30 protein-coding genes and 1 riboswitch are annotated in these 22736 nt (G+C 43.2%); of the genes, 2 read left to right on the top strand and 28 right to left on the bottom strand.

The genetic code is table 11. From position 1 onward, the window contains the following. Positions 1–289 precede the first annotated feature (289 nt). The 9 genes from LH47_RS07705 to LH47_RS07665 form a co-directional block, all read right to left on the bottom strand. A complete protein-coding gene (locus LH47_RS07705; protein WP_043966234.1) occupies positions 290–760 on the bottom strand; it encodes a spore maturation protein in 471 nt (156 codons plus the stop codon). Continuing rightward, complete coding sequence (locus LH47_RS07700) at positions 760–1353, bottom strand: nucleoside recognition domain-containing protein (protein ID WP_043966232.1); 594 nt, start codon at positions 1351–1353, stop codon at positions 760–762. The genes LH47_RS07705 and LH47_RS07700 overlap by 1 nt, the downstream gene beginning before the upstream one ends. Next, positions 1346–2458 (bottom strand): D-alanyl-D-alanine carboxypeptidase family protein, encoded by a 1113-nt coding sequence (locus LH47_RS07695; RefSeq protein WP_043966230.1) that lies wholly within the window; start codon positions 2456–2458, stop codon positions 1346–1348. The genes LH47_RS07700 and LH47_RS07695 overlap by 8 nt, the downstream gene beginning before the upstream one ends. A 69-nt stretch (positions 2459–2527) precedes the next feature. After that, positions 2528–3304, bottom strand: a complete 777-nt coding sequence (locus LH47_RS07690) for a superoxide dismutase (protein ID WP_043966228.1) — start codon at positions 3302–3304, stop codon at positions 2528–2530. A gap of 59 nt (positions 3305–3363) precedes the next feature. Beyond that, complete coding sequence (locus LH47_RS07685) at positions 3364–3852, bottom strand: YpuI family protein (RefSeq protein ID WP_043966226.1); 489 nt, start codon at positions 3850–3852, stop codon at positions 3364–3366. Positions 3853–3864: 12 nt separating this feature from the next. Further along, the gene (locus LH47_RS07680; protein ID WP_043966224.1) at positions 3865–4284 is read right to left on the bottom strand and encodes a hypothetical protein; all 420 of its coding nucleotides are present in this window, start codon (positions 4282–4284) and stop codon (positions 3865–3867) included. 119 nt (positions 4285–4403) lie between these two features. Next, entirely contained in the window at positions 4404–4676 is a 273-nt protein-coding gene (locus LH47_RS07675; RefSeq protein ID WP_043966222.1) for a hypothetical protein, read from the bottom strand. Then, positions 4673–5260: an SMC-Scp complex subunit ScpB gene (gene scpB, locus LH47_RS07670; RefSeq protein WP_084221286.1), complete on the bottom strand. Its 588-nt coding sequence runs from the start codon at positions 5258–5260 to the stop codon at positions 4673–4675. Before scpB ends, LH47_RS07675 begins: the two co-directional genes overlap by 4 nt. A 1-nt stretch (position 5261) precedes the next feature. After that, complete coding sequence (locus LH47_RS07665) at positions 5262–5993, bottom strand: segregation/condensation protein A (RefSeq protein WP_084221285.1); 732 nt, start codon at positions 5991–5993, stop codon at positions 5262–5264. 71 nt (positions 5994–6064) lie between these two features. Here LH47_RS07665 and LH47_RS07660 point away from each other — a divergent pair, with 71 nt between their 5' ends. Beyond that, positions 6065–6571, top strand: coding sequence for a DUF309 domain-containing protein (locus tag LH47_RS07660; protein ID WP_043966218.1), 507 nt, complete (start codon positions 6065–6067; stop codon positions 6569–6571). A 6-nt stretch (positions 6572–6577) separates the two neighbouring features. Here LH47_RS07660 and LH47_RS07655 read toward each other — a convergent pair whose 3' ends face one another. The 6 genes from LH47_RS07655 to LH47_RS07630 all read right to left on the bottom strand — a co-directional run bounded on the left by LH47_RS07655 (position 6578) and on the right by LH47_RS07630 (position 11279). Beyond that, on the bottom strand, positions 6578–6922 hold the full coding sequence (locus LH47_RS07655) for a GNAT family N-acetyltransferase (RefSeq protein ID WP_043966216.1): 345 nt from the start codon (positions 6920–6922) through the stop codon (positions 6578–6580). A gap of 82 nt (positions 6923–7004) precedes the next feature. After that, the gene (gene ribH, locus LH47_RS07650) at positions 7005–7469 is read right to left on the bottom strand and encodes a 6,7-dimethyl-8-ribityllumazine synthase (RefSeq protein WP_043966215.1); all 465 of its coding nucleotides are present in this window, start codon (positions 7467–7469) and stop codon (positions 7005–7007) included. Positions 7470–7483: 14 nt separating this feature from the next. Then, entirely contained in the window at positions 7484–8677 is a 1194-nt protein-coding gene (locus LH47_RS07645) for a bifunctional 3,4-dihydroxy-2-butanone-4-phosphate synthase/GTP cyclohydrolase II (RefSeq protein ID WP_004889735.1), read from the bottom strand. Between the two features lie 6 nt (positions 8678–8683). Next, entirely contained in the window at positions 8684–9322 is a 639-nt protein-coding gene (ribE, locus tag LH47_RS07640) for a riboflavin synthase (protein ID WP_021095906.1), read from the bottom strand. Between the two features lie 5 nt (positions 9323–9327). After that, entirely contained in the window at positions 9328–10404 is a 1077-nt protein-coding gene (ribD, locus tag LH47_RS07635) for a bifunctional diaminohydroxyphosphoribosylaminopyrimidine deaminase/5-amino-6-(5-phosphoribosylamino)uracil reductase RibD (RefSeq protein WP_043966212.1), read from the bottom strand. A 149-nt stretch (positions 10405–10553) separates the two neighbouring features. Further along, positions 10554–10686: riboswitch (FMN riboswitch) on the bottom strand. 152 nt (positions 10687–10838) lie between these two features. After that, positions 10839–11279, bottom strand: coding sequence for a peptidylprolyl isomerase (locus LH47_RS07630; protein WP_043966205.1), 441 nt, complete (start codon positions 11277–11279; stop codon positions 10839–10841). 119 nt (positions 11280–11398) lie between these two features. On the opposite strand from LH47_RS07630, the gene LH47_RS07625 reads away from it, so the two are divergent. After that, positions 11399–12262, top strand: a complete 864-nt coding sequence (locus LH47_RS07625; RefSeq protein WP_043966203.1) for a DUF1002 domain-containing protein — start codon at positions 11399–11401, stop codon at positions 12260–12262. A 45-nt stretch (positions 12263–12307) separates the two neighbouring features. Here the strand turns inward: LH47_RS07625 and lysA are convergent, their stop codons facing one another. From lysA to LH47_RS07560, 13 genes are all read right to left on the bottom strand, one after another. Beyond that, positions 12308–13627, bottom strand: coding sequence for a diaminopimelate decarboxylase (gene lysA / locus LH47_RS07620; RefSeq protein WP_152619601.1), 1320 nt, complete (start codon positions 13625–13627; stop codon positions 12308–12310). 68 nt (positions 13628–13695) lie between these two features. Continuing rightward, positions 13696–15165: a spore germination protein gene (locus LH47_RS07615; protein ID WP_043966199.1), complete on the bottom strand. Its 1470-nt coding sequence runs from the start codon at positions 15163–15165 to the stop codon at positions 13696–13698. Then, a complete protein-coding gene (locus LH47_RS07610) occupies positions 15122–15724 on the bottom strand; it encodes a stage V sporulation protein AE (RefSeq protein WP_043966197.1) in 603 nt (200 codons plus the stop codon). The genes LH47_RS07615 and LH47_RS07610 overlap by 44 nt, the downstream gene beginning before the upstream one ends. Beyond that, the gene (locus tag LH47_RS07605; protein ID WP_043966196.1) at positions 15721–16041 is read right to left on the bottom strand and encodes a SpoVA/SpoVAEb family sporulation membrane protein; all 321 of its coding nucleotides are present in this window, start codon (positions 16039–16041) and stop codon (positions 15721–15723) included. The genes LH47_RS07610 and LH47_RS07605 overlap by 4 nt, the downstream gene beginning before the upstream one ends. A 2-nt stretch (positions 16042–16043) precedes the next feature. Continuing rightward, complete coding sequence (spoVAD, locus tag LH47_RS07600; RefSeq protein WP_043966194.1) at positions 16044–17051, bottom strand: stage V sporulation protein AD; 1008 nt, start codon at positions 17049–17051, stop codon at positions 16044–16046. Positions 17052–17062: 11 nt separating this feature from the next. Beyond that, on the bottom strand, positions 17063–17407 hold the full coding sequence (locus tag LH47_RS07595) for a SpoVA/SpoVAEb family sporulation membrane protein (RefSeq protein ID WP_043966192.1): 345 nt from the start codon (positions 17405–17407) through the stop codon (positions 17063–17065). Between the two features lie 10 nt (positions 17408–17417). Beyond that, on the bottom strand, positions 17418–17837 hold the full coding sequence (locus tag LH47_RS07590; RefSeq protein ID WP_043966191.1) for a stage V sporulation protein AB: 420 nt from the start codon (positions 17835–17837) through the stop codon (positions 17418–17420). Then, complete coding sequence (locus tag LH47_RS07585) at positions 17827–18447, bottom strand: stage V sporulation protein AA (protein ID WP_043966189.1); 621 nt, start codon at positions 18445–18447, stop codon at positions 17827–17829. The genes LH47_RS07590 and LH47_RS07585 overlap by 11 nt, the downstream gene beginning before the upstream one ends. 80 nt (positions 18448–18527) lie before the next feature. Continuing rightward, on the bottom strand, positions 18528–19265 hold the full coding sequence (gene sigF / locus LH47_RS07580; protein WP_021095895.1) for an RNA polymerase sporulation sigma factor SigF: 738 nt from the start codon (positions 19263–19265) through the stop codon (positions 18528–18530). Between the two features lie 13 nt (positions 19266–19278). After that, complete coding sequence (gene spoIIAB / locus LH47_RS07575; protein ID WP_004889709.1) at positions 19279–19719, bottom strand: anti-sigma F factor; 441 nt, start codon at positions 19717–19719, stop codon at positions 19279–19281. Then, complete coding sequence (spoIIAA, locus tag LH47_RS07570) at positions 19720–20070, bottom strand: anti-sigma F factor antagonist (RefSeq protein WP_009373806.1); 351 nt, start codon at positions 20068–20070, stop codon at positions 19720–19722. Between the two features lie 100 nt (positions 20071–20170). After that, a complete protein-coding gene (locus LH47_RS07565; protein WP_043966186.1) occupies positions 20171–21328 on the bottom strand; it encodes a D-alanyl-D-alanine carboxypeptidase family protein in 1158 nt (385 codons plus the stop codon). A gap of 89 nt (positions 21329–21417) precedes the next feature. Beyond that, positions 21418–22719, bottom strand: a complete 1302-nt coding sequence (locus LH47_RS07560) for a pyrimidine-nucleoside phosphorylase (RefSeq protein ID WP_043966185.1) — start codon at positions 22717–22719, stop codon at positions 21418–21420. Between the last annotated feature and the right edge of the window lie 17 nt (positions 22720–22736).

The raw sequence follows: 22736 nt of genomic DNA, 5'->3' as shown, positions 1-22736 counted from the left end.
CTCCAAAAGGGCCGCCAACAAGACAGCGAACACCTTTTGAAGAGTTCTGACTAATTGTTCCTCCAGCTCTTTTAATAAAGGCCATTCTGTGGTAAAATGTTTCATGGACTCTCTCCCTCCTGTTTTATTGATGTTGGTCATCACCATCATAGCAGGGAGAGAGTCCTTTTTGCATGACATTTGCTTTTTTCTACCGCGCTTCGCTTGGTGGCCCCGACGAGCGTCGCGAACAAAAGTTCGCAACCCTCGTCGGGGAATCATTCCTGAATGTCACCCACAAATATTTTACTCACACAACTTTTAGAGCATCGCCCATTTTGCGAATGCCGACAGCACCAAAATAAACGGTCAGCACGTATAACGTCGTTTCTGTACTTCCTTGGATCGTGGAGGCTAACCGCCCGATAAATGAATCTGGTCCGTATGTTGCGATTAAGTCCGTCACAATGCCGAGCGATGCCGTTCCTGAAATCGGACGGATGATCGCAAGCGGAACGACTTCAGACGGCAGTCCGAGCGGGACGATGAACGGTTTTATATATGAAATAAAAAAATCAAGCGCACCGGAAGCGCGAAAAACGGAGACAGCAACGAGCATACCTACTAAATATGGAATAAGGGAAAAAGCAATTTGAATTCCTTCTTTTCCCCCTTCAACAAACGCTTCATACGTTGGAACGCGCTTATACGTCGCATGCAGTAAAATACAAGCGATGACCATTGGAATAAGCCAAAGCGATAAAAATTGAATGACGTACATTACATCCCTCCTTTTTTACGCCTCCGTATGTAAAATGCGCGGTCGATCATAATCGCTGATATCGTGGCAATGAGTGAAGCAACAAACGTTGTGCCAATAATTTCCCCTGGTGAAGCAGAGTGGTATGTCATCCGAATCGATATAACCGTTGCAGGAATGAGCGTAACGCTTGCGGTATTTAAAGCGACAAACGTAATCATCGAGCGACTCGGTTCCTCTTTTTGACCGTTTAGCTTCTTCAATTGCTCCATTGCTTTAATGCCGAGCGGCGTCGCTGCATTTCCAAGACCGAACATGTTTGCGACCATATTTGATAATATATACCCAAGAGCTGGGTGGTCGGACGGCACTTCCGGGAAAATTTTTTTCGCTATTGGACGGAACAAATGAGCAAAAAAAGAAAGCAATCCAGATTGCTCGGCGATTTTCATTAAACCGAGCCAAAAAACGAGCACGCTAATTAAACCAATGCTAATTGTCACCGCTTCTTTTGCCCCTTGAAACATCGCCTCGTTGACGTCTTTCATCGTCCCGTTTATTCCCGCAAACACAAGTCCAATAAGCAAAAGCGCCACCCAAATGAAATTAACCATCGCGCCCCACCCCTAACAACCAGTCAAAAAAAGAACGTGTTTTCTTTTGTTGCTTATAAAAAATAGGTGTTTCATCGACTTTTTCGTTGCCGATATATAGTTCCGCTTTCCCGACAATCGATGGCACGCCTGTCTCTTTCCATCGTTCTTGTGGACGAAGTAATTTTCGCTTTAAATGAATGAGTGCTTCTTCTTTTTTTGTGACCGGATATATAAAATCGCGTACAACAAATAGATGTTTGTCATAAAACGGATCTCCAATCTGTTCTACAATCTCGTCCGCTTTTACCGTCACAAGTTCATAGTGCGCAAATCCATGTTCATACATGACCATATGGTCGTTCCAATCATCTCCTGCATCAATCGTCACCGCGATGAGATCAAGCCCATCTTTTGATGCCGTCGTCACTAATGTGCGTTTCGCTCGCTTCGTATATCCTGTTTTCCCCCCGGTACAATATTTATACAAATGCGTCAACAGTTTATTTTTATTACGCCAAACGCGGTCCCAATCTTCTGTCGGATTTGGTGCTCGGTACAATTTTGTTCCCGATACTTCGCGAAATTGTTCATTTTGCATCGCATATCGCATAAGTAACGCCATGTCATATGCGGTGGAATAATGATTTTCCGCATCATCTAACCCATGAGGATTCGCAAATTCCGTATTTGTCATGCCGATTTCTGCAGCCTTTTTGTTCATTAAAAAAACGAAGCCTTCGACGCTACCGCCAACATGCTCAGCGATCGCCACCGCCGCATCGTTTCCAGAACGAAGCATAAGCCCATATACTAAATGTTTGAGCGCAATTTTTTCGCCTGGTTTTAAATAAATCGAAGATCCTTCTGTCCGAACCGCCCGTTCACTTACTGTCACAATCTCTTCCCATTTTCCTGATTCAATCGCTAAAATGGCGGTCATAATTTTTGTAATGCTCGCAATACGCCGCTTTGTATGCGCATCTTTTTCAAATAGTACCCGTCCTGTCGTCTGTTCCATTAAAATCGCGCTTTTGGCACTCACCGACATCGCCTTCGCTTCATTCGGAAAAAGCGAACAAAAAAAACAAAGCACGATCACCCATACAAGCCATTGCCGTCGCATACACCCTCATCCCTTTGTCCGTTTTGTACAAGTGTATGCGCTAGTCAGCGATGTATGACAAAAAGACCGCTACACGACGCGGCCTTTTGCTTTTATGAATCGCTGTTGAACGTCATCCCAATTGACGACGTTCCACCATTGTTGAACGTACGTTGCGCGATCGTTTTTATATTGCAAATAATACGCATGCTCCCATACATCTAATACGAGAAGCGGAACAGTCGTCCATTGCGTCCCGTTTTGATGTTTTTCCGCCTGTAAAATGTCTAGCCGTTCAGCAAACGGTGACCAAACAAGAAGCGCCCATCCGCTTCCTTCCACTTGCTTCGCCGCTTCGGTAAAATGTCGTTGAAACGCTTCAAAGCTTCCAAAATCGCGCACAATTTGTTGAAGCAACGCTCCCATTGGACGTCCGCCCCCACGCGGTTTCATATTGTTCCAAAAAATTGTGTGCAAATAATGTCCAGAACCATGAAACGCAGCTTCTCGTTCCCAATGTTTTAATAACGCATAGTCATTTTTTTCGCGCGCTTGTTGCATCATTTTCTCCGCACGATTTAAACCGTCAACATAACTTTGATGATGTTTTTCGTGATGCAAACGCATAATGTCTTCAGCAATGTACGGTTCCAATGCATTGTACGCATAAGGTAGCTGAGGTAACGTATGCCCTCCAATCGGTACGCGCTTACGTTGTATTTGTTCATATATGTTTGTCACTTCTTCATGAATGCGCACAACATCTCCACGCTCTAGCTCCACGTTTAGACGTTCCACCGTTTCTGCATCAACATATGGCTTTACTCTCTCAAGCCACGCTTGCACATTATAAATATATTGTTGCATATACACACACCTCCTTCCGCATCATATGCAACAAAAAAGAAGCTGACACACGCAGCTTCTTATTGCGATTGAATCATTTTTGTTCGGTAGTCTGTTTCATAAAATTCGAGTTCTTCCCGCATCGTTTGAAAATCAGCTTCAATCGCATGAAGCAATTGTTGTAACGATGGAGGGGCGGGTTGTCTCAATTTAATCGAATGTCTTCCTGTATACGCTGAGCGGCTATCTTCATACCATAAATCGCGTTTTGGGGTAAAAAATTCTGCCACACATGAATGATAAATTTTATATAATGCTTGTTCGGCTGCTGCTTTCCGAAACGGCTCTTCTTGAAGCACAATGTGGCACGCATCGACACCTTCTTCACCATATACAGCTAAACGGCGCAAATCCGCAAGCACTCCTTCATAATAATGACGGTCGCCCGCACATTCCGCTTGCATTTGTTCAATCGTCGTTTCGTTTAAATAACGAGTAATTTGCTCGACAATGCGACTCAACAATTGCTCGACTTGCTTTGTTTGGTTAAGCACAACAGTGTTGCCCATAGATATCCTCCTTTACGGTTGCGCAATAAATAAAAGCGGTGATTTCACATCGTACGCTTGTTGTTTCGCAAGCGACTCAAATATTTCTGGCAATTTGGCAAAGTCAATCGATGAAAAGTGGCGACGAAGCTCTTCTTCCTCACTAATATATACACGTTTTCGCGTCCGAAGTGACGGATCGACGAGCAAACAGACGAGCGCGACAATATCTTTAAAATATACGTCTTTCCCACCCGCTTGAAATACAGGATCTTGTTCATACGGCGTCCATTCAAAAAAACGTTCATCAAAATAACGAACATATAGTACGTGCAATGTACGTTCTACTCCATCATCGTCAACAAACGTTACTTCCGAACGGTTAAAAAAATCTTCCGACGTATTCGGCTGTGCTTTTTGCAATTCATATCCATGACACGAAACGATTTTCAAAGCTATACACCCCTTTTTCAACAACGAAGCTATATTTATTTTACCATAAATTACGAATCGTGCGAAAAATTTTATCATTCCTATAAACAAAGAAAAAACAGGCGCATAAAAGCACCTGTTTATTTTCCAGAAAAAATGCCAGTTTCATATAAAAAGCTCGCTAAACATAACGTACCGATCAAGCTTGGAAGACAGATGTGCACCTTCACTTTTTTATCTAAAAGATTGTAGCGCTTGCTCACCTTCCCACTTAATATAAACACAACAGCAACAAAAATAGCGAGCAGGGCACTTTGCAAAATCGGATGTAAAATATACGTCCCCACATAGTATTCAACCGTTCTTCCAAAAACAAAAATAAAAAAAAGCCCAAAGAAAAAACGAAAACTCATCGTTGTTCTCCTGCTTCTTGCAGTTGTTCGTTAAGACGTTCGAAAAATAAGTCAGCTTCGCGTTCTTCTTCTTGTTCATCCCATTGTGGCAAAGGTGGAAGTTCGTCTAGCGTTTTTAAGCCAAAGTAGTCTAAAAACTCTTTTGTTGTCCCGTACAAAATGGGACGCCCTGTTCCTTCCGCTCGGCCTACTTCTTTAATTAACGCTTTTCCTAATAGTGTTTGAAGCGGTTTATCGCTTTTGACGCCGCGAATTTGTTCAATTTCTGCGCGCGTAATCGGTTGACGGTACGCAATGATCGCTAACGTTTCAAGCGCAGCTTGCGACAACGATGATGTCGTTGGGGACTCGACAAGCTTTTGTAAATACGGCGCACATTGTTTTTTCGTTGCAAGCTGAAGCGTTCCTGCCATTTCCACGATCATAATCCCGCGCTCATCCGCATCATACATATCTTTTGCTCGTTGAATAAGCTCATATACTCTCTCTTCCTCTACATCGAGTACATCAGCTAATTGCTTATACGTCAATCCTTCTTCGCCAGCGGCAAACAATAGCGCTTCGATAATGGCTACTTCATTCATCTCAATCACCTTTTCGTCGAATGTATAAATCAGCAAAATTGTTTTCTTGCTCGACAATGATTTCGTTTCGTTTCATCAGTTCAAGCAACGCTAAAAACGTCACGACAATTTGCTCGCGATCGTCATACGGAAATAAATCATAAAAGTTCATTCGCTCTCCGTTTTTTAATATTTGTAAAATTTCTTCCATCCGTCTTCCGATTGGAATTTCTTGACGCGCCACTTTCGTATGAAGCGGCTTTTGTAATTTTTTGCGCCGTAACAACTTCGCCAGCGCCCCAAGCATGTCGTATACATCGACATCGAGAGCAAGTGGCGCACCGTTCGTCGCATAAGCGGTTAAATCGCTCGGCGGTTTCGTAAATAAAAGCGCTCGCTCTTCTTCCCGCTCGCGCAACTGCTTCGCTGCTTCTTTAAACTTTTTATACTCGATTAACTGTTGCATTAATTGTTCGCGCGGATCTTCTTCGATAAATAATTCATGATCCTCTAGCGTTTCTTCATGTTTTGGCAGCAACATTTTACTTTTCATTTCAATGAGCGTTGCTGCCATTACTAAATATTCGCTCGCCACATCGAGTTGCAATTGTTTCATCGCATGAATATAGGCCATATACTGCTCTGTAATTTGCGCAACAGGAATATCATAAATATCAATTTCATATCGATGAATTAAATGGAGCAATAAATCAAGCGGCCCTTCAAATTGATCTAATTTCACATGATAATGCACATTGATCCCACCTTTTTTTCACAACTAATAGTATAATACACGTAAGCATATGAAAAAAAGGGGGCTTTCACTTGTATCCAAAGGCATATATCGAATATTTACTTCACTTTCACGCGACGCGCGATTATTTTGAATGCCACGAAGTGCTAGAAGAGCATTGGAAACGAACGAATGAACAAGTATGGATCGGGCTTATTCAGCTTGCGGTTGGCATGTACCATTATCGTCGAGGAAATACCGCTGGTGCAAAACGAATGTTCACGAAAGCAATGCATGCATGTCAAAAAGAAAAACAAGCATACGAAGCACTTGGCATACATGTAGAGCAACTTGTATCTCTGCTTCATACGTACGTGAAGCGAATAGATGATGGACAACTGTATGAAAGTATTTGTCTTCCAATGAACGATGTTTCTTTGTTACATATATGTAAACAACAATGCGATTTAAAAGGTCTTGTATGGGGAGAAAAAAGCGATATGTCAAACGAATATATCATTCACAAACATAAGTTGCGCGACCGAAGCGATGTCATTGCTGAGCGTGAACGTCAAAAGCAAAAAAGACAGGGATGTTGATCCCTGTCATTGTTCGCACTTATCCAAAAATGGAGCGGTCATGTCATTGGCGCATAACGACTTATTTGGATACAATTCTTTTAACGCTTTCACCATTTGCTTTCCAATACCTTGATGGCGATGGGACGGATTGACGCTAATATGTTGCACTTCAACCGCATGTTCGCGCACAATTGCGCCGATAATGCCAATAAAATCTTCTTCTTGCTTCCATAAAAACAGCTGCCAGTCGTCGTTTGTTTCATAGTTTTTCATCGTTTGTTGAAGCTGTTTTAAGTCTTTTTCATTTGGCATAAACGACAAAAGACCCATCGCAATTTTCTCATAGTTTTTTCGATAGCGAACTAGCATCTCAATCCCTCATTATCGACAAGACTTATTGTTTACTCGCTATTGCTATTATAAACGGTCTTGCCGCTTTTTTAAACATTTTTTAAGAAAATGTGCGCATGACATTCGCCATTTCAATGGCTCCGAGCGCTGCCTCCCAACCTTTATTTCCTGCTTTCGTCCCAGCGCGTTCAATCGCTTGTTCAATCGTATCTGTCGTCAACACTCCAAAAATAACCGGAACGCCTGAAGAAAGAGCGGCATGCGATGTCCCTTTCGCTACTTCATTACATACGTAATCGTAATGGCTTGTCGCTCCGCGAATGACGGCACCAAGCGTAATGACAGCGTCGTATTTTTTCGACTCCGCCATTTTTTTAGCGACAAGCGGAATTTCAAATGCCCCCGGCACCCAAGCGACATCAATATGTTGTTCCTCTACTCCGTGGCGCTTTAATCCATCAAGCGCACCGCTAAGCAATTTACTTGTAATAAATTCATTAAATCTCGCAACAACAATGCCAATCTTTAATCCTGTTCCAACTAAATTCCCTTCATATACGTTCATTTTTTTCTCCTCCTTTAAAAGTGCAACATATGTCCTAGTTTTTCGTATTTTGTGCGCAAATAGCGCTCATTATGGCGCTTCGCTGGCATTTGCAACGGCACGCGCTCAACGACTTCTAATCCGTACCCTTTCAATCCGGTAATTTTACGTGGATTGTTCGTCAATAAGCGCATTTTTGTCACACCTAAATCTTTTAAAATTTGCGCACCGATTCCATAATCGCGCAAGTCTGGCGCAAAACCTAATTTTTCGTTCGCTTCAACCGTATCGTATCCTTGTTCCTGCAACTTATAAGCGCGCAATTTGTTTAACAAGCCGATGCCGCGTCCTTCTTGACGCATATATAGCAATACTCCCCGCCCTTCTTCTTCAATTTGCGCTAAAGCAGCATGAAGTTGCGGACCGCAATCGCAACGGTGAGAGCCAAATACATCGCCTGTTAAACATTCGGAATGAACGCGCACGAGCACAGGTTCATCCGGAATGATTTCACCTTTGACGATGGCAATATGTTCTTTTCCGTCTAACGTATTTGAATATCCGATCACTTTAAATTCCCCAAAATCGGTTGGTAACGTAATTTCCACTTCGCGTTTCACAAGCTTTTCTTTTCGATTGCGATAAGCGATTAAATCTTTAATCGTAATCATTTTCATATCGAATTGTTCCGCAATTTTCTTTAAATCCGGCACGCGCGCCATCGTTCCATCATCTTTTATAATTTCACAAATGACGCCTGCTGGCTTTGCTCCACAAAGACGGGCTAAATCGACAGCTGCTTCCGTATGTCCTGCCCGGCGCAATACCCCGCCTTTTTTCGCAACAAGCGGAAAAATATGACCTGGTCGTTTAAAATCGCTTGCTTTTGCTTCTGGGTTCAGCATTTCTTGAATGGTCAACGAGCGTTCAAATGCGCTAATGCCTGTCGTCGTTGCTTTATGGTCAATGCTGACAGTAAAAGCTGTTCCATGCGCATCTGTATTATGGTTAACCATTGGCGCTAAATCGAGCCGATCAGCTAATTCTTCGGTAATCGGCACGCAAACGAGACCGCGCCCGTGCGTAATCATGAAGTTAATGACTTCCGGCGTTGCTTTTTCTGCAAGCGCTACAAAATCCCCTTCATTTTCACGATCTTCGTCATCACAAACGATAATAATTTTCCCTTGCATTAAATCGTAAATCGCTTCTTCAATTGTATGGAACATCAGCGCTCACTCCTTATATCCGTGCTCTTGCAAAAATTGCATCGTCAATCCTTCACGTTTCCCGCTAACGAACTGTTCAACATATTTACTAATCAAGTCACATTCAATATTGACAATATCGCCGACTTTTTTGGCACCTAAAATCGTCGCTTCACGCGTATGCGGAATGAGCGAAATCGTAAACGTTCGATCCGTTAAACCGAAAATCGTTAAACTTGTGCCGTCAACGGCTACAGAACCTTTTAAAATCATATATTTGCGCAAATGGCTCGGCACTTCGATGTCATAGTACACAGCGTTTGCGACAGGCTGTTTGCGAACGATGCGCCCAACACCATCTACGTGTCCCGAAACGAAATGTCCGCCAAAGCGACCGTTCGCAGCCATCGCTCGCTCTAAATTGACTTTCGCTCCTACCACAAGCGTTCGAAGCGACGTCGCTCGCACCGTTTCAGGCATGACATCGACAGTAAAAAAGCGATTAGTAAACGATGTGACCGTTAAACAAACGCCGTTGACTGCAATGCTGTCACCGAGCTGTACGTCTTGTAGCACTTTTTTTGCCTCGATCGTCAAAACGATCGCTTCCCCTGTTTGTTTCATTTGTTGAATCGTTCCGATTTCTTCAATAATCCCTGTAAACATCGCGATCATCCTTTAGCAACGATTTTTATATCTGGTCCGATCATTTCGACATGTTTCACTTGTAAACGAAGCGCATCTATCATTCGTCCAAATCCTTCTCCACCGATGGCAGAAGGAGCTTCATCCCCCCCGATCAACATCGGTGCGATATACGCAATCACTTGTTGAACGGAACGAGAACGTAAAAAACTACCGTGCACTTGCGCTCCACCTTCAACAAATATGGACATGACGTTTCGCTTGCCGAGCTCAAGCAACAAGGAGGGAACATCAATTTTATTTTCATTCATGCGAATCATTCGTACACCTGCCTGTTCATACGGCTTCATTTGTTCTTCAGTGACGTGATGTCCGACAACGATCCATGTCGGAGCCACCCTGTCTGTCACAATGTTCGCATGAAGCGGCGTGCGCAAATGTGTATCGAGCACAACACGAATAGGCTGTTTTCCTTCATGACCGAAACGAACAGTCAAGCTCGGATCATCGGCTAAAATCGTGCCGACACCGACAACGATCGCATCATGCATTCGTCGCTCGCGATGCACATCACGCCGCGCTTCTTCCGACGTAATCCACTTGCTTTCCCTTGTTTTTGTTGCGATTTTCCCATCTAAACTCATCGCATACTTTAACGTGACATACGGCACTTTCGTTGAAATGTAATGAAAAAACATTTCGTTTAACGCATCCGCTTCTTCTTTCAATACGCCGACGGTAACATCGATGCCCGCTCGCTTCAATTTTTCAATGCCTTTTCCCGCAACAAGCGGATTCGGATCCGTCGTCGCAACGACGACGCGCTTTACCTTATTTTCAATTAATAAATCAGCACAAGGAGGGGTTCTACCGTAATGACTACACGGCTCAAGTGTCACATAAACCGTCGATCCTTCCGCTTTCTCCCCCGCCATGCGCAACGCATGTACTTCCGCATGCGGTTCCCCTGCTTTCAAATGCGCCCCAAAGCCGACAATTTCACCATGTTTGACAACAACTGCACCAACAAGCGGGTTTGGCGACGTTTGTCCACGTGCTGATTCCGCCAATTGTAACGCCAAGCGCATATATCGTTCGTCCATATCGCACCACCTTTCTAGCATGAATAAAAAACCCTAGGAACGACGTCCTAGGGCAAGATGTATGTAAAGATCGCCTTTTTCGCATAGCAAAACAACCCATCGCCGATCGTTATTTTCCAAATAAATGGAATAAGTGGCGTGAGTTTTCGGCAATCCTTCTCCCATCCAGACTATACTGTCGGCTCCGGAATCGCACCGGATCATGCCTTAACGGCTCGCGGGCTGAGAAACGTACGTTTCATTACCGCCGGTCGGGAATTTCACCCTGCCCCGAAGGATGCGTATATTCCATTTTTATTCATTATAGCACAATAAAGCGAAATGTCTATTATTTTGCAAGAAACAGCCAATACGCCGCTCCCCAAACGAAGCTAACGAGCAAAAGGAGGAAAAACAATAACCAGTTTTTTTTCATCTCCCATCTTTCCTTTTCACTATTGTTCGTCCCACACTTTTACTTCTTTCATCACATCGCCATTTTTCATCGCTTTGACAACGTCCATTCCACTAGTCACTTGACCGAATACGGTATGCACACCATCTAAATGCGGCTGTGGTTCATGGCAAATAAAAAATTGGCAACTTCCTGTATCACGACCTCGATGGGCCATCGATATCGCCCCTTCAATATGCTTATGCGGATTGTTGTCCGTTTCACACGGAATGGTATAGCCTGCATCGCCTGTTCCATTTCCAATCGGACAGCCACCTTGGCTTACAAATCGTTTAATGACACGATGAAACGTCAACCCATTATAAAATCCTTCATTCGCTAGTTTTTCAAAATTTGCGACTGTTGTTGGCGCTTCATTCGGGAATAGTTCAAATTGTACCTTTCCACCATTCTCCATTAAAATATATCCTTTTTTCTTCATGAAACTTTTCCACCTTTCTATCGTAAAAACAAATGTAGCTTCATTTTACTACATTTCGCTTCTATGTTCACGCAAATGTTTGTACAATAGTACAGAAAGAGATTGAAGGAGGTTATGAGATGAAGAAGTGGTTTATGATATTTATTTTATTGTTGTTTATGATTCCATCGGTTAGTTTGGCTGATGCGATTGAAGGAGACGTCATTATTACACTTGGAGAAAATTTAACAGAGCAGCAAAAGCAACAAATATTAAAAGAAATGAATGCACCTGAAAACGCTGAAATCATTACGGTCACAAATGCAGAAGAACATAAATATCTCGGCGGCATCATTCCGAAAGGACAAATTGGAACAAAAGCTATTTCCTCATCTAAAATTACTATTGGCGCGCCCGGCTCGGGGCTACAAGTCGAGACGAACAACATCAACTGGGTAACAAAAGAAATGTATATGAACGCGCTCATTACGGCGGGGGTGAAAGATGCCGTCATTTACATTACTGCACCATTTCCTGTATCAGGGACGGCTGCGCTGACAGGATTAATGAAAGCATACGAACTTTCTTCAAACGAAGTCATTCCTGACGAAGTAAAAAAAGTGGCAAATGAAGAAATGGTGAAAACGGCACAGCTTGGCGAATCAATCGGAAACGATCAAGCGGTCGCGTTGCTCGCAAAAATTAAAGAAGAAATAGCGAAAAATCCGCCAAAAACAGATGCAGATATGCGTGCACTCATTGAACGAATCGCTCAGGAGCTTGGCATTACGCTAACAGAAGACGAAATAAACAGCTTGCTTTCTTTGTTTAATAAAATGAAAAACGTGAACATCGACTGGAATCAAGTAAACGAACAGCTTGCTCAAGCGAAAGACAAGCTATCTGCTTTTTTACAAACGGAAGAAGGGCGAACGTTTATACAACGCATTGTAGATATTTTGCGTGAAATATGGAACGCCCTCCGCGGAGCGTTTGGGGCGTAACGCTTACCTATGATAAACTAGCGATAACCGAGGTAACGCCCTCGGTTATTTTTTTACTTTCGTTTTAAGCGGCAAGTCGAGTCGAATTAAATCCTCATATGTTTCGCGTTTCACAACAAGCTCTGCTTCACCATCTTCAACAAATACGACCGCTGGACGCGGAATGCGATTGTAATTATTCGCCATCGCATAACCGTAAGCACCGGTACAAAAAACAGCTAAATAATCGCCCGGTTGCGCTTTCGGAAGCGGCAAGTCCCAGATAAGCATGTCTCCTGATTCACAACATTTTCCGGCGATCGCTACCACTTCTTCACAATGTTCATGCATGCGGTTAGCCAACACCGCTTCGTATTTCGCCTCATATAGCGCAGGACGAATATTGTCGCTCATTCCACCATCTACCGCGACATATTGACGAACGTTCGGCACTTCTTTACGAGAACCGATCATATAAATCGTTGTCCCTGCATCTCCAACAAGCGAGCGACCGGGTTCAATCCAAATTTCAGGGAAAGGTAGATCAAATGATGCGACATTTCGTTTCACTTCTTCAATAATTTGCTCCACATATTGTTCCGGTGCAAGCGGATCATCTTCTTTCGTGTAACGAATACCAAAACCACCGCCAAGATTGACCACTTGTGCAGTAAAACTGTACGTATCACGCCATGTAGCAAGTTTCTCAAATAGCTTTTTCGCTGCAAGGACAAAACCTGTCGCATCAAAAATTTGCGAACCGATATGACAATGAATGCCTAGCACATGAAGATGGGAAGAAGCGAGCGCACGCTGTAATGCTTCATCTGCTTGTCCATTATGCAAATCAAATCCAAATTTTGAATCTTCTTGCCCTGTTAAAATGTAGTCGTGTGTATGTGCCTCAATACCTGGTGTGACACGTAATAAAATACGCATCGTATATTCATGTGCACAGCAAAGCTGTTGCAGTAGCTGTAACTCATAAAAATTATCGACGACAACACAACCGATTTTCGCTTCAATTGCCATTTGCAGTTCTTCTTTACTTTTATTGTTGCCGTGAAAATGAATGCGTTCGACCGGAAATCCAGCAGCTAATGCGGTGTACAGCTCACCACCGGAAACGACATCGAGAGATAATCCTTCTTGTTCCATCAATTGCACGATGGCAATTGTCGAAAACGCTTTGCTTGCATACGCGACTTGCGCACCTACACGATGTTTATCAAACATTCGCTTAAACGCTCGCGCACGCTCACGAATGAGAGCGACATCATAAACGTAAAGCGGGGTTCCGTATAGGCGAGCTAAGTCAATAGTATCAACACCGCCAATTTCTAAATGTCCCCGATCATTTATTCGCATCGTTCCGTGCATAATTATACATCCTCCTGATGATTCCGAAATAATTAAAGAAAACGTACCATAAATTTTGGTACGTTTCAACCTTTTTATGTCGGTTGTTTTTGTTTATTTTGCGGATGTACGATGCTTGGACGAATCGATGAACCAGCTACAGACCGTCGCACGATAATTTGCATAAACGCCCCCGGATCAAATGGAATAAATGGCCATAAATATGGGGTATTTAATGAACGAATGTTGGCAAGGAAAAGTAAAAAGATTGTGACGCCAATCATAAATCCAGGGACACCAAACAACGCAATGACAACTAAAAATAAAAGACGAAAAATTTTATTGGCAATGCTTAATTCATAGCTCGGTGTCGCAAAAGAACCGATCGCAGCGATAGATACATATAAAATCACTTCTGGCACAAATAGCCCAACGTCAATGGCAATTTGTCCAATTAATGCAGCTGCAATCAAGCCCATTGCCGTAGACAACGGTGTTGGAGTATGGATGGCAGCCATCCGTAAAAACTCAATGCCAATATCAGCAATGAGAAGCTGCACAAAAATAGGGATATTTGTTTTTTCATTTGGTCCGATATACGCCAACTTTTCCGGTAGTAACGATGGGTCAAGCACAAACAAAAACCAAAGCGGGAGTAAAAAAAGCGAGGCAAAAATGCCTAAAAATCGCACCCAGCGGACGAACGTTCCTACTGCTGGAGATTGTCGATATTCTTCCGCATGTTGAACGTGATGGAAATACGTTGTTGGCGTAATAATGACGCTTGGTGACGTATCGACCATAATGATCACGTGCCCTTCTAACAAATGCGTGGCAGCGACATCTGGTCGCTCTGTATAGCGAACGAGCGGATACGGATTGTATCCTTGTTTCACTAAAAATTCTTCAATCGTTTTATCCGCCATCGTTAACCCATCAATTTGAATTTCGTTTAATTCTTTTTTAATAAGCTCGACAAGTCCGGGATCGGCTACGTCTTGAATATATGCAACACAAATGTCTGTTTTTGAACGTTCGCCCACTTGCATCATTTCAAAGCGAAGCCGTTCATCCCGAATGCGTCTACGCGTAAGTGCCGTATTGACGACAATATTTTCAACATAGCCATCGCGCGCCCCTCGCACCACTTTTTCGGTATCCGGTTCTTCGGGTGAACGCCCTGGATAGCTGCGCACATCGACAGCGAATGCTTTCGTTTCTCCGTCAATAAACAATAAAATTAAACCGGTTAACAAAAAATCAACCGCTTCATCTAAACTTTTCACCGGATTCACTTGTTGGTGAACGAGACGGTTTTCAATAATTTCAGGCAACTTGGCTGATTGCCGCTCGCGATCATTGACTTGAACAAGCATTTCGAGCAGTTCAATAATATATTGTGTATCACAAAGACCGTTGCAATAATATAAGTGAACATCTGTTTTTAAAATGTTCAATTTACGGACGCCTAAATCGAAGCTCGTTCCGACCCCGATCGCATCTTTGAAAAACTGTTCGTTTTCATTCAACTTCGGGGAAATCGGTGTGTAACTTTCTGTTTTCATCGCGTTTGCTCCTTTCGAGAATATATTCAATCGCTTTGCGGGTAATCGGGCAACCGTTGTGAATATCATCATGACGCCTCATTTTTCCGATATCACCAATTCCAACAACAATCGGGATATTTAATTCATCTAAACAATACACCGTATCTCCATTCATCCGACCGAATTCCCACTCAGCAATTCCTTCTTTATCGACACCGTATGATGTGAAGTTCCCATCGTAATCAACACAAATATTTACTTTTGTCCATTCTTGATTGTTCGTATCAGACGCAACCGCTATCGCTCCAAGCACATCGATTTGCTCATGCGTGGCGACATAACGAAGCGCTTGTTCACCTGCTCCTTCGCCGATAATGCCACTATCATCAAACATGACAAAAACAGGATCATACGGCGTCTGCAAAATGAGTTCAACAAGCTGCTTCCCTGTTAGCCGCGATGGGTTGCCTTGCGATTGGCTAATACAGCGCGCACCAAGTTGTTTCGCTAACCATTCAAGCGCACGCCGCACATGCTCATCTCCATCTGTCACTAAAATAACTTTCCTTTTTTTCATTCGATCCTTCCTCTCGGCTTACAAACAATAGCGGTCATCCATGCAACGAAGATTGGAAAAGAAAGAAAAAAAACGACATTTGTAAAGTCCCCCGTTTTTACCGCTTGTATACAAGATACCCCAAGATGAACAAGTGTCGTTTCTACCCCTGCATGCGCAAATGACTGAATGGGACGGTATACACCGATCGATTCGGTCGCCATACCGATAAATACAAATATCGTCATAACGCGAATAAACGACCACTTTCTCAGCAACAACTGTCCGATTAGCGCCAATGTACCACCGATGACAAATGCATATACGTACGTTTCCATCTTTATGTCACCGCTTCAATGGCAATCGCATGAGCGATCGCTGGAATCGTTTGATTTTGTTTTACCATCGTACTATTAAATAAAGCTCCTGTCGCAACAACGAGCATCGTCTTTATTTTTTTCTCCCTCATTTGCTCGAGAAAATGACTATACGTGACAACGGCACAACACGCACACCCGCTTCCCCCCGCAAACGCTTGCTGTTCTGCATCGTAAATGAGCACGCCGCAATCGTTATATCGCTCGCTTATATTCATGTTGGCATCATGACATAACGACTTGAGTTCGCTGCTTCCGACTTTCCCTAAATCTCCTGTGACAATAACATCATACGTTTCCGGTGAAAGCCCGCAGTCCGCAAAATGTTGCCTTATTGTTGCAAATGCGGCCGGTGCCATTGCTCGTCCCATGTCGAGCGGATCCGTTATACCGCTATCGATTACTCTTCCAATTGTTGCTGTGCAAATGCGAAAGGGGGAACGGATCGTACTTAATAGTGCGGCTGCTCCGCCAGTTACAGTCCACGATGCACTTTCTCCTTTTTGAACGCCAATTGTCGTCGGAAAGCGAAACTGGCGTTCAGCTGCTCCGTAGTGGCTGCTCGTTGCCACTAATACACGACGGGCAAACGCCCCATCAATAAACGTAGCGGCAACAAGCATCGCTTCCGTAATCGTTGAACAAGCGCTAAATACCCCTAAAAAGGGCACATCTAGTTCTCTTGCAACATAGTTGGCGGTGACTGTTTGATTGAGTAAATCCCCCGCAATAAACAAATCAACGTCTTTTGTTTGTACGTTTCCGTTTGTTAAGCAAATTGTAATCGCTTCTTTCATCAACCGCCGTTCTGCGAGCTCCCAACTTTGTTCATCGCAATATAAATCGTCATAAGCTCGATGAAATGATGAGCCGAGTGGACCTTCACGCTCTTTCGGACCGACAACCGTGCCGACCGATTCGATATAAATGTCAGTATCAAATACAATCGTTTGTTCCCCTACTTTTTTCATGTAATCCCCCTTTACAAAAACAATGATGCAACATATGATGCTACAACTAACGTCACAATGATGCTCCCGCCAACAGAAAGCATATGTTCTGCCGCTCCTTCATTGCGATATTCGAGCGCACTTGCGCTCCATATGTTTGCTAAACTCATCATCGGCACAATCATTCCCGCACCCGCAAACTGTGTGAACTGGCGATACAACCGAGTAGGTGTCCATATCGCCGCACATACGATTAACGTCCCGTTCATCCAACGAATGGCTTCCGCCTCACTCATATGAAACCATACGCTGTACATATCGATAAGCGCTTGTCCAACGATCGCAATAAACCCTCCGAACAAAAATGCTTTTCCCATCTGTCTCCCCCTATCGATCAACAAAATATATCCAATGAAAAAGAGAGCCTGCTACTTTGCCAAACACCATCGCCATTAATAACACGACAATTTGTCCATCAATGCCGAGTCGTTTCGCTAAAATCGGAAATACGTTTAATACTTCCGTTAAGGCTGCAGCAAGCATGCCGACAAATACACCGCTAAGCAATCCAATGAAGCTTGCCAAAATAGGTGGAAAAGAAAAAAGAGGATCGCGCAAGCTCACCCAGCTGCTTACGACCGCACCGAGTACAACTCCCCATTCATACGTCGCGATCCATTTCATCGTTTTTGTGAGCTGCGTCAAGCGCGGAATGACACCAAGAACGGTTAAAAACGCCACAAAACCAGAACCGACAGCTAATCCTCCTGCCAATCCGACAAATGCTACAATTAGCTCACGAATCATCGTCCATTCGCCTCATCGCTTCTTTATTTTCATGCATAATGACATATTGATCGAGCGACTGTTGGTATTGAAACATTTCGACTTCAAGTGGGCTCGGTTCTTCGTTAATTCGCTTTTTAAAAAAATGATTGAAAAATAAAATCATACCGAGACCTAATCCGAGCGAATACGGAATTTGAAACCATAACGGTTTGTCTACTTCTTTCCCCGTGATTACCCGATATAACCGTTGTTGTACTTGCTGCATGCTCACGTCTTCATGGAAATTCATAATCGCAAGCCCCGATCCGATAAATAAAAGAAGCCAAACGATTGGAACATATAAATAGCCCCATCGTTTTTTTTCATAAACGACTTCAATGATCGTTTGTGACGGTCCGAGCGATTGAATATCATCGTGTGGAGCAACGGCCATTAATGCTTTCATCACGTGCATGACATCAATAATAACAATGTTTCGATCTTTTTTTTGTACGGTATAAATGGGGGTTTGCACAATATCGTCGATTCGTTTCTTTGCGACGACTTGTGCAACATCTCCTACTCGAACCGTTGCATTCGGCGGCACTTGTATTCGATGACGCATTTTTACAAAAATTGTTTCTTTCATTATCGACACCTTACTTCTATCATTGTATTTGTAGTATGAGATATGACTCGTATCCATATACATAAGAAGCCCGAACGGACTTATTCATCCATTCGGGCTTTCATTTGTTGCAATATTTTTTTCTCTAAACGAGACACTTGCACTTGAGAGATGCCTAATCTAGCTGCCACTTCTGATTGTGTTTGGTCTTTATAATAACGCAAATAAACGATGAGTCGCTCGCGTTCATCTAATTCTTCCATCGCCTTTTTTAACGCGATTTTATCAAACCAAACATCTTGCTCATCCGCAATTTGATCAAGCAACGTAATTGGGTCCCCATCGTTTTCGTACACTGTTTCATGAATAGATGCGGGCGAACGAATCGCTTCTTGCGCTAATACAACGTCCTCAGGTGAAATTTGCAAAAATTGAGCAATTTCATTTACCGTCGGGACGCGACCGTTTCGCTTCGATAATTCATCTTTTGCTTTGCGAATTTTATTCCCGATTTCTTTTAATGAACGGCTCACTTTCACGGACCCGTCATCGCGAATGAAGCGTTGAATTTCTCCAAGAATCATCGGTACTGCATACGTTGAAAATTTGACGTCATACGACAAATCAAACTTATCAACGGATTTCATTAAACCGATACAACCGATTTGAAACAAATCTTCTGGCTCATATCCTCGGTTTAAAAACCGTTGCACAACCGACCAGACAAGCCGCATATTTTTTTCGATAATCTCATCGCGCGCCTGCTGATCACCTTGCTGGCTCCTCCGAATCAACTCTTTGATTTCATGGTCTTTGACAGCTTGTACCTCGACATCCATAGGCACGTCTCCCTTAATTGCATAGCGCTTTGCTTTTCGTTAAATGCTTAATCAACTCCACAGTTGTTCCTTCATTCACTTTTGAGTAAATGTTTACTTCATCCATAAAGTTTTCCATAATCGTAAATCCCATACCGGAACGCTCGAGCTCTGGCTTCGTCGTAAATAACGGCTGTCGAGCTTCCTCCACGTTTTCAATCCCTTTTCCATGATCGCGGATCGTTAAATGAACCGTATGCCCTTCAATGATGACAGAAATATAGACGACGCCGCTTGGATCATTTTCATAGCCATGAATAATCGCATTCGTTACAGCTTCGGATACGACCGTTTTAATTTCCGTGAGCTCATCGAGCGTTGGATCGAGTTGTGCAACAAACGCAGCAACTGTCACACGGGCGAACGATTCATTTTGGCTGAGGGCGGAAAATTGAAGATGCATTTCATTTCTCATTTACGCCACCCCCAACGTTTGTAATGCATACTGCTCATTGACTTCTAACCGAATAATTTTAAACAGCCCTGACATATCAAACAAACGCTTAATTGACGGAGAAACGGAGCAGACGACCATCTCTCCACCGATGCGTTGAATTTGCTTATATCTTCCTAAAATTACACCTAATCCCGAACTATCCATAAATGTTAACTCATTTAAGTTTAAAACGATCGCTTTTATTCGCTCTCGCTCTAATACATCCGTCATTTCTGCACGCAGCTGTTCCGCCGTGTGATGATCTAGCTCGCCAGCTAATCTCACGAGCAATACATGTTGTTTCACTTCTAATTGAATCGATAAACTCACAATCATTTCCTCCTTATCCGTTTAGGTTAAGGAAGAATTCGATTCGTTTATGCGTCAATCCTTCTTCCCGACAAAACTAGTCGCCATTCGCTTCGTTTCGTCAAGATGTGCGTGAGAACGAGCTAAACATCCGTTTAAACAACTCCCACATATTTGCTTCTTCCACTTGCTCTTTCGCCACTAAAGGACTTTTCACGATCATCGCCCCATCTTTTTTCACAATGAGCGTACCGAGCACGTCACCTTTTTTCACTGGCGCTTTCACTTTTTTATTTAATTTCCACGTCGTTTTCACCGCTTCTGATTTTTCTCCCTTTTTTAACAAAACAGAAATCGGCTCGGACGTCACAGCCGCAACCGCCTTTTTCTTTCCTTTGCTGACAGGAAGCATTGCAATTGTTTCACCTTTTTTATAAAGCGGTTTCGTTTCGTAATGACTAAACGCGTAATCTAACATTTTTGTAATTTGTGCGTTTCTCGCCTTTGGCGTCGGTGCACCAAACACGACAGCAATGACGCGCATGTTGCCTTTTTTCGCCGTTGCTGTTAAACAATATTTCGCTTCGCTCGTATAGCCTGTTTTTAATCCGTCAACACCTGGATAAAATTTCACAAGCCGATTTGTATTCACAAGCCAAAACTTTTTGTTTGTATTTTCTCTTAAGTAGTCTTCATATACGCCTGTATATTTTGTAATTAAATCATATTTTAATAGCTCTTTGGCCATCACCGCCATATCATATGCGGTACTATAATGATTTTTCGCTGGCAAACCTGTCGTATTTTCAAATGCCGTATGCTTGAGTCCAAGCTGTCTTGCTTTTTCGTTCATCATATGGACGAACGCTTCTTCTGATCCTGCAATTCGTTCTGCTAATGCCACGGAAGCATCATTCCCTGATCCGATGGCGACACCTTTTAATAAATCGTCAACAGTCATTTCTTCCCCGGGTTCTAAAAAAATTTGCGATCCGCCCATCGATGCAGCGTATTCACTAGCTCGCACCCGTTCGTCTAACTTTAGCTTTCCTTGATCAATCGCTTCCATAATAAGAAGCATCGTCATAATTTTCGTCATGCTCGCTGGTGGAAGCGGCTCATGGGCATTTTTTTCATACAAAATAGCCCCTGTGTCCCGTTCAATTAAAATGGCTGATCGCGCCTCTGTTGCCAACTCCACTTTTGGTTGTTCCGCACGCACAGATACGATCGGGAAAAATAATAACGTGATGGCAAGCACATAAAAAAATCGCTTCATCTCCAACCCTCCATTTCTTTATACTTGCCATCCTTTCCATTTTTTATTTTTTTATACATAAAAAAACCTGAAGGAACGAATCCTTCAGGTTACGAAATTTTATCGTAAATTAATGTTGGTGCTTGAACAGGTGTCGTAGAAATGCGAATGTTTTCATATAGTTTTTGTTTTACATCATCCACTTGTTCACGGTTGCTGTAAATCGTGACGAGCGATTCCCCTTTTTTCACCGCATCGCCAACTTTTTTACGAAGCACGAGACCAACCGCTAAATCGATCGTTGACTCTTTCGTTGCGCGCCCAGCGCCGAGCCACATCGCTGCCGTTCCAACCGCATCGGCAACGATTTCTGATACGTATCCGTCTTCTTTCGCCTCAAGTTCAATGACGTATTTCGCTTGAGGCAATTTGCTCGGATCATCGACAACGGACGCATCGCCACCTTGTGCAGCTAAAAACGTTTTAAACGTTTCAAGCGCTGAACCGTCTTTCATCGCTTTTTCTAACATATGGCGCGCTTCTTCAAGCGAAGATGCTTTTTCAGCTAAATATACCATATGGCTGCCAAGTACTAAACAAAGTTCTTGTAAATCTTCCGGACCTTCCCCTTTTAACGTATCGATCGCTTCTTTTACTTCAAGGGCGTTTCCGATCGCATAACCGAGCGGCTGGCTCATATCGGAAATGATCGCCATCGTTTTACGTCCCACACGGTTTCCGATATCGACCATCGCTTTCGCTAATGCTTTCGCATCGTTTAAATCTTTCATAAATGCGCCCGCACCTGTTTTTACGTCTAACACGATCGCATCTGCACCTGCTGCAATTTTTTTACTCATAATCGATGAAGCAATTAACGGAATGCTGTTGACCGTTGCTGTTACATCGCGAAGCGCATACAATTTTTTATCGGCTGGCGTTAAGTTGCCAGACTGACCGACAACAGCAATTTTATTTTTATTTACAAGTTCGATAAATTCATCGTTGCTAATTTCAACGTGAAATCCTGGCACAGATTCTAATTTATCAATTGTTCCGCCTGTATGACCAAGACCGCGGCCAGACATTTTCGCAACCGGAACGCCGACAGATGCAACAAGTGGACCTAACACTAACGTTGTTGTATCGCCCACACCGCCCGTTGAGTGTTTGTCAACTTTAATGCCTTCAATTCTCGAAAGGTCGATCGTATCACCTGAATGTACCATCGCCATCGTCAGTTCCGCCGTTTCTTCTTCGTTCATGCCGCGGAAAAAAATCGCCATCGCTAGTGCGCTCATTTGATAGTCAGGAATGTCACCTTTTGTATAACCTTCAATAATAAAATGAATTTCTTCTTTCGTTAATGCGTGGCCGTCACGTTTTTTCTCAATTAAGTCGACCATTCTCATCGTCATTCACCTTCTCG

Origin of the sequence: Anoxybacillus thermarum, assembly GCF_000836725.1 — a bacterium.
GTDB lineage: Bacteria > Bacillota > Bacilli > Bacillales > Anoxybacillaceae > Anoxybacillus > Anoxybacillus thermarum.
Note: the sequence above shows the minus strand (reverse complement) of the source record. Positions and strands in the feature narration are given on the sequence as shown.